This window comes from Rhodoferax sp., assembly GCF_014859475.1.
In the GTDB taxonomy this organism is placed as follows: Bacteria; Pseudomonadota; Gammaproteobacteria; order Burkholderiales; family Burkholderiaceae_C; genus Rhodoferax.
Genome location: NZ_JACUUE010000124.1, coordinates 1 through 7,265 on the forward strand (window position 1 = coordinate 1; position 7,265 = coordinate 7,265).

Genomic DNA, 7,265 nt, shown 5'->3' on the forward strand with positions numbered 1-7,265 from the left:
CAGGCGTCGGCTGAATTTGTGGCGCAAGGGCTGCGTTTTCGGGTGCAGGGCGTGGACTGGCCGTATGCCGAGAAGGCCTACCTCATGTTGCACAAACCGGCTGCCACCGAGTGCTCCCAAAAACCCTCCACCTATCCCGGCATCTACACCTTGCTGCCGTCGCCGCTGCGGCTGCGCCCGCAAAAAGGCGCGGTGCAGGGCGTGCAGGCCATCGGCAGGCTCGACCAGGACACCACCGGTCTGCTGCTGCTCACCGACGACGGCAAATTCATCCACCGCATGAGCTCGCCACGCCATCATGTGCCCAAGGTGTATGAGGTCACGCTCAAGCATCCGCTCGACGCACGCCAGGTCAGCCAGTTGCTGACCGGTGTGGTGCTCGACGACGACCCCAAACCGGTGCGCGCGGCGGCCTGTGAGGCGGTGTCGGAGTTTCACCTGCGCCTGACGCTCACAGAGGGCAAATACCACCAGGTCAAGCGCATGGTGGCGGCCGTAAGCAACCGGGTGGAGGCCTTGCACCGTTCGCAAATCGGCGGTTTGTCTTTGCCTGACGAGCTGGCGCCTGGCCAGTGGCGCTGGTTGCGTGCGACCGATTTGGCCAGCATCGAGAAAACGCCCGTTGCGGTATGCTCTTCAACATGAGTCTGCTGTTCGATTCCTTCTGGCGCGCGGTGGCCTATGGCTTGCGGCCCCGTGTCGTCGTGTTGTCGTTGTTGCCGCTGCTGCTGATGGCCGGGCTGGCCCTGGGCCTGGGGTACTTCTATTGGGACGGCGTGCTGGCCTCTGTGCGGCTTTGGCTGGAATCTTCCACACTGGTGGGCAGCATTTCCGGCTGGTTGCAGAGCATGGGCATGGGCAACCTGAAAGCGGTGCTGGCGCCACTGATCGTGATTTTTGCGGTGACGCCGCTGATTGTGGTGTTTTCCCTGCTCGCGGTGGCACTTATGATGACACCGGCACTGACCACGCTGGTTGCTCAAAAGCGCTTTCCGGCACTGGAGCGCAAGCGCGGCGGCTCACTGGTGGCCAGCCTGTGGTGGTCGCTGGTGTCCACCATTCTGGCCCTGCTGGCGCTCGTCGTGTCGCTGCCGCTGTGGCTCATTCCGCCGCTGATTCTGATTTTGCCGCCGCTGATCTGGGGCTGGCTCACCTACCGCGTCATGGCCTTCGACGCACTGGCTGAGCACGCCAGCGGCGAGGAGCGGCGCGAGCTGTTTCGCCGTTACCGCATGAGCTTGCTTGGCATCGGAATTTTCTGTGGCTACCTGGGTGCCGCCCCCAGCCTGATCTGGGCATCTGGTGTCTTGTTTGTGGCGGCGTTCGTGGTGCTGGTGCCACTGGCGATCTGGCTTTACACCCTGGTGTTTGCCCTGGCCTCGCTCTGGTTTGCCCATTTCTGCCTTGCTGCCTTGCAGGCGTTGCGTGCCGAGCGCGCTGCGGCCGCAGTTGCGCCAACACCACCGGATGCCGAGATTTTTGATTCTTCACCCTTGTCCCTGAGCCATGCCACAGACCACACCGATTCCACCAACACAGCCCGCGAATAGCGCAACGCCACACTTCGGCCTGATCATCATTGGCGACGAAATTTTGTCGGGCAAGCGCGCCGACAAGCATTTGCCCAAGGTGATCGAGTTACTCAATAACCGCGGCCTGTCGCTGGCCTACGCGGAGTACCTGGGTGACGACCCTGGTCGCATCACCGCCGCCTTGCAACGCGCCTTTGCTTCGGGTGATGTGGTGTTTTCCACCGGCGGCATTGGCGCCACGCCTGACGATCACACGCGCCAGTGCGCCGCGCGCGCGCTGGGTGTGGAACTGGCGCTGCATCCGCAGGCCAAGGCATTGATCGAGCAACGCATGCGCGACATGGCGCTGGAGCAGGGCAAGCCCTACGACCCCGGTCAAGCCGACAACCTGCACCGCCTCAACATGGGCGTCTTTCCGCAGGGTGCGCAAATCATTCCCAACCCCTACAACCAGATACCGGGTTTCAGTTGCGCTCGGGTTCACTTCGTGCCGGGTTTTCCGGTCATGGCCTGGCCCATGATCGAATGGGTGCTTGACAACCATTACCGGGCCTGTTTTGCAAAGAATGCCTGGCTGGAGCGTTCGGTGATCGTTTTTGGTGCCATGGAAGCCACCTTGACGCCGCTGATGGAAACCATTGAGCATGATTTTGTCGGCATCAAGGTGTTCAGTCTGCCCAGTGTGGATCACCCCCAGTATGGCCGCCACATCGAACTCGGTGTCAAAGGCGACCCGCATGCCGTGGCAGGCGCGTTTGCGGCATTGCTCAAAGGGCTTGGGCCGTTCCACGTCAAGCTTGGCCCGGAATTGGTGCGTTGTTGATCGCAGGAATGCACATCCGTCAAAGCAAGCACTGATTTGGTGCATTTTGCATGGCGTTTGGTGCGCCTCGTCAGCATAAATCATGGATCTTGTCAGTGTGTCGGCGCGCACGTGTTGCAACTCAAGGCAAAATACGGCCAACGGTGGGTCCGATCGATAGCCGACGGGTCTGGCACAAAACCTGCATTCCCAAAACATAATCCCTTTTTCAACAACGATTCCTTTGGAGTAATCAATGGCCAAGACCGTCGCAGACGTGATGAAGATGGTGCAAGACAACGAAGTCAAATTTGTTGACTTCCGTTTCACCGATACCCGTGGCAAAGAGCAGCACGTTACCGTGCCTATGTCGCACTTTGACGAAGACAAATTCAGTTCCGGCCACGCTTTTGACGGCTCGTCGGTGGCAGGCTGGAAAGGCATTGAAGCCTCTGACATGCAACTCATGCCCGACCCCAACACCGCCAACATCGATCCTTTCTTTGAGGAAACCACGCTGTTCATGAGCTGCGACGTGATCGAGCCCAGCGACGGCAAGGCTTACGAGCGCGACCCGCGCTCGGTGGCCCGCCGTGCCGAAGCCTACCTCAAGGCTTCCGGCATGGGCGATACCGCCTACTTTGGTCCTGAGCCCGAGTTTTTCCTGTTTGACGACGTGCGCTGGAACACCGACATTTCGGGTTGTTTCTTCAAGATCGACGACTACGAAGCCCCCTGGAATTCGGGCAAGAAAATGGAAGGCGGCAACCGCGGCCACCGTCCCACCACCAAGGGCGGCTACTTCCCTGTGCCTCCGGTGGACAGCACGCAAGACATGCGCGCCGAAATGTCGCTGATTCTTGAATCACTTGGCATCCCGGTCGAAGTGTTCCACCACGAGGTGGGGGCTCCCGGCCAATGCGAGCTCGGCACCAAGTTCAGCACGCTGGTCGAGCGCGCTGACTGGACCCAGGTGTTGAAATACGTGGTGCAAAACGTGGCCAATGCCTACGGCAAAACCGCCACCTTCATGCCCAAGCCCGTCGTTGGCGACAACGGTTCCGGTATGCACGTGCACCAGTCGGTCTGGAAAGACGGCAAGAACCTGTTTGCCGGCGACGGTTACGCTGGTTTGAGCGACTTTGCGCTGTATTACATCGGCGGCATCATCAAGCACGCGCGTGCCCTCAACGCCATCACCAACCCTGGTACCAACAGCTACAAGCGCCTGGTGCCCGGTTTCGAGGCGCCGGTCAAGCTGGCCTATTCGGCCAAAAACCGCTCGGCGTCGATCCGTATTCCCTACGTGGCCAACCCCAAAGGGCGTCGTGTCGAGGCGCGTTTCCCCGATCCGCTGATGAACCCTTACCTGGGTTTCTCGGCGCTGCTGATGGCCGGCCTCGATGGTGTGGAGAACAAAATCCATCCGGGCGAAGCCGCCACCAAGGACCTGTACCATCTGCCACCCGAAGAAAACGCGAAGATCCCGACCGTGTGCCACAGCCTGGACCAGGCGCTGGAGTGCCTGGACGCAGACCGTGCCTTCCTGACCAAGGGTGGTGTCTTCACCGACGGCCTGCTCGATGCCTACATCGAACTCAAGATGGGCGAAGTCACGCGCCTGCGCATGGCCACCCACCCGATTGAATTCGACATGTACTACTCGCTGTAATCAGCTGCCAAGGTCAAAAAGGGGACGGCTCATGCCGTCCCCTTTTTATTGTGGGAAACTCACGGCTCAAGCATCCGACATTGCTGCCTTGGTGCAGCACTGATGTTGCCAATCCGAGAGACTTGAATTCTTATGACACAAATCACCTGGACAGGCTTGTTGTTGCTGGCGCTGTGTGCCAGCGCGTCGGCGCAGGCACAAGACCGCATCTACCGTTGCGGCAATGCGTACACCAACACGGTGACGCAGGAACAGGCCAAAAAATGCAAACTGGTTGAAGGCGGCAACATCACCGTGGTGCAGGGCACACGCCCGGCCAAGGCCCCGACGGCAGCCAGTGCGGCCAGTTCAGGCCCGCGAGTGAATACTGCAGAGCAAAAGTCGCGTGACTCCGATGCGCGCCTGATTTTGCAATCTGAACTTGAAAAAGCCGAAGAACGCCAAGAGGAGCTGCTCAAGGAATACAACAACGGCGAGCCGGAAAAGAGCGTCGATGAGGCGCGCAATCCCCAGCGCTATCTGGACCGTGTCGCTGAGCTCAAAGCCAAACTGGCGCGCAACGAAAGCGACATGGCCGGCATTCGCCGCGAACTTGATCGTCTGCCTGCCGGTCAGGCTGGCCGCTAGGCCAAGCTGCACGCATGAGCTTGAAGCTGCCGTTGCCCAAGTTTCGGCCGACCACGCACGGCGCGTTCAACCAGCGGTTTGTCGCCTTCGATCTCCTGGCCACGCTGGTGGCCGTGGTGCAAAGCGACGGCACGGTGGTGTTTGCCAATGCTGCCCTGGAAGATGCGCTGGGCGTCTCCCGGCGCACCATTGTGGGCTCGCATTTCCCCAGCTCTTTTACCGAACCCGCCTATTTGCAGACCGCGTTGCAGGGTGCGGGCAGCAACGAGTTTGTCGCGCTGCGCTACGACGGCGGGCTGATGCGTCTGGGGCGTGGCGTGTTGCCGGTGCATGTGATCGTGACGCAGACCGAAAGCGCCGACATCATCATCGAGTTGCTGCCGCTGGAGCAGCAGACGCGCCAGGACCGCGAGGAACGCCTGGCCGAGCAGGCGCAGGCCAACAAGGAGCTGATTCGCAACCTGGCGCACGAAATCAAAAACCCGCTCGGCGGTATCCGCGGTGCGGCGCAGTTGCTGGCGCTGGAAATGGCCCAGCCCGAGCTGACCGAGTACACCCAAGTCATCATCCACGAAGCCGACCGCCTGCAGTTGCTGGTGGACCGCTTGCTGGCACCACACCGTCGCCCCCATGTGGTGGGCGATGTCAACATTCACGAAGTCTGCGAGCGCGTGCGCTCACTGATTCTGGCGGAGTTCCCCAAGGGGCTCAAGGTGGTGCAGGACTACGACACCTCGATCCCCGAATTTCGTGGCGACCGCGAACAGCTCATTCAGGCCCTCATCAACGTGGCCCACAATGCCGCGCAGGCACTCACCGAGCGTATCGGCCAGGGTGATGCGCAAATCATTTTTCGAACCCGGGTGGCGCGACAAACCACTTTTGGCAAGCAACGCTACCGCTTGGCATTGGAATTGCATGTGATTGACAACGGGCCTGGCGTGCCAGACTCGATCAAGGAACGTATTTTTTACCCGCTGGTGTCGGGGCGCGACGGCGGCTCCGGCTTGGGCCTGACCTTGGCGCAAACTTTTGTTCAGCAGCACCATGGTCTGATCGAGTGTGACAGTGTGCCGGGGTGTACCGATTTCAAAATACTGATTCCACTGCCCTGAGCGCAAGCTGGCTGAAAGCCAAGGCGGCCGGGGTCCAACCAAAGGCAAGACAACGTGATGAAGCCCATTTGGATCGTAGATGATGACCAGTCCATTCGCTTCGTGCTGGAAAAGGCCTTGCTGCGCGAGCAATTGCCCAGCCGCAGCTTTACCAGTGCACGCGAGGTGCTGACCGCGCTCGAGCAAGACAAGGCACCGCAGGTGCTGGTGAGCGACATCCGCATGCCGGGTGGCTCGGGGCTCGACCTGCTCGACAAGGTCAAGGCCAAATACCCCGGCCTGCCGGTCATCATCATGACAGCCTACTCCGATCTTGACAGCGCCGTGTCGGCCTTTCAGGGCGGCGCTTTCGAGTACCTGCCCAAACCGTTCGACCTTTCGAAAGCGGTCGAGCTGATTCGCCGCGCTGTTGAAGAAAGCCAGCGCGAAGAAGTGGCCGACGAAGCCATGGCCGAGGCGCCCGAGATGCTGGGCCAGGCCCCTGCCATGCAGGACGTGTTTCGCGCCATTGGCCGGCTCAGCCAAAGCAACGTCACCGTCATGATCACCGGAGAGTCGGGCTCGGGCAAAGAGCTGGTGGCGCGCGCGCTGCACAAGCATTCGCCGCGGGCCAACGGCCCGTTTGTGGCCATCAACACGGCGGCCATCCCCAAAGACCTGCTCGAATCCGAACTCTTCGGCCACGAGCGCGGCGCCTTCACCGGCGCGCAAACCATGCGCCGCGGCCGCTTTGAGCAGGCCGACGGCGGCACGCTGTTTCTGGACGAAATTGGCGACATGCCTTACGACCTGCAAACCCGGCTGTTGCGCGTGTTGTCAGACGGCCATTTCTACCGCGTCGGCGGCCACAGCGCGGTCAAGACCCATGTGCGCGTGATTGCCGCCACGCACCAGGAGCTGGAGCAGCGCGTCAAGGATGGCGCTTTCCGCGAAGACCTGTTTCACCGCCTCAACGTGATCCGCCTGCGCTTGCCGGCCCTGCGCGAGCGGCGCGAAGACATTCCCATGCTGACACGCCACTTTCTGCAGCAAAGCGCGCGCCAGTTGGGCGGCGAACCCAAGCGCATCTCGGACGCGGCGCTGGCGTGGCTGGGGCAATTTGCATTTCCGGGCAACGTGCGCCAGCTGGAAAACATGTGCCACTGGCTTACCGTCATGGCGCCGGCGCAGGTGATCGAGCCCAAAGACCTGCCGCCTGAAGTGGCGGTGTTGCAAGCGGTGCCTGCCGCGCCGATGGCACAGCCAAGCCAAGACCACGCCGCATTGGCAGCGCCACAGCAAGCGCTGCCTGAGCTCCCACTATTGCCGGATTTGCCTGCCGTTTCTGCGGTTTGCGTGGCACCGCTGAATGGCTGGGAGCTGGCGCTTGAGGCCGAGGCCAGCAACTTGCTGGCCACCGATCGCACCGATGTGTGGGACACGCTCACAGCCCGCTTTGAGTCGCGCCTGATTCATGCCGCGCTGGCCGCCACGCGCGGCAGGCGCATTGACGCGGCGCAAAAACTCGGCATTGGCCG

The 7,265-nt window shown here is 61.3% G+C and carries 7 protein-coding genes; all 7 read left to right on the plus strand.

All coding sequences use genetic code 11. The annotated features are described in order from the left end of the window. Positions 1-645: 16S rRNA pseudouridine(516) synthase (locus tag IBX54_RS10570; protein WP_296542618.1), on the plus strand; the 645-nt coding region annotated here is incomplete at its 5' end. Then, complete coding sequence (locus tag IBX54_RS10575) at positions 642-1,550, plus strand: EI24 domain-containing protein (protein ID WP_296542619.1); 909 nt, start codon at positions 642-644, stop codon at positions 1,548-1,550. The genes IBX54_RS10570 and IBX54_RS10575, both read left to right, overlap by 4 nt. Next, on the plus strand, positions 1,507-2,355 hold the full coding sequence (locus tag IBX54_RS10580) for a molybdopterin-binding protein (RefSeq protein WP_296542620.1): 849 nt from the start codon (positions 1,507-1,509) through the stop codon (positions 2,353-2,355). Before IBX54_RS10575 ends, IBX54_RS10580 begins: the two co-directional genes overlap by 44 nt. A 235-nt stretch (positions 2,356-2,590) precedes the next feature. Beyond that, complete coding sequence (gene glnA / locus IBX54_RS10585) at positions 2,591-4,006, plus strand: type I glutamate--ammonia ligase (protein ID WP_296542621.1); 1,416 nt, start codon at positions 2,591-2,593, stop codon at positions 4,004-4,006. A 132-nt stretch (positions 4,007-4,138) separates the two neighbouring features. Next, positions 4,139-4,633: a hypothetical protein gene (locus tag IBX54_RS10590; protein WP_296542622.1), complete on the plus strand. Its 495-nt coding sequence runs from the start codon at positions 4,139-4,141 to the stop codon at positions 4,631-4,633. A 14-nt stretch (positions 4,634-4,647) separates the two neighbouring features. Further along, positions 4,648-5,748 (plus strand): nitrogen regulation protein NR(II), encoded by a 1,101-nt coding sequence (gene glnL / locus IBX54_RS10595; protein ID WP_296542623.1) that lies wholly within the window; start codon positions 4,648-4,650, stop codon positions 5,746-5,748. 57 nt (positions 5,749-5,805) lie between these two features. Next, the coding region (gene ntrC, locus IBX54_RS10600; protein ID WP_296542624.1) for a nitrogen regulation protein NR(I) at positions 5,806-7,265 on the plus strand (1,460 nt) is incomplete at its 3' end.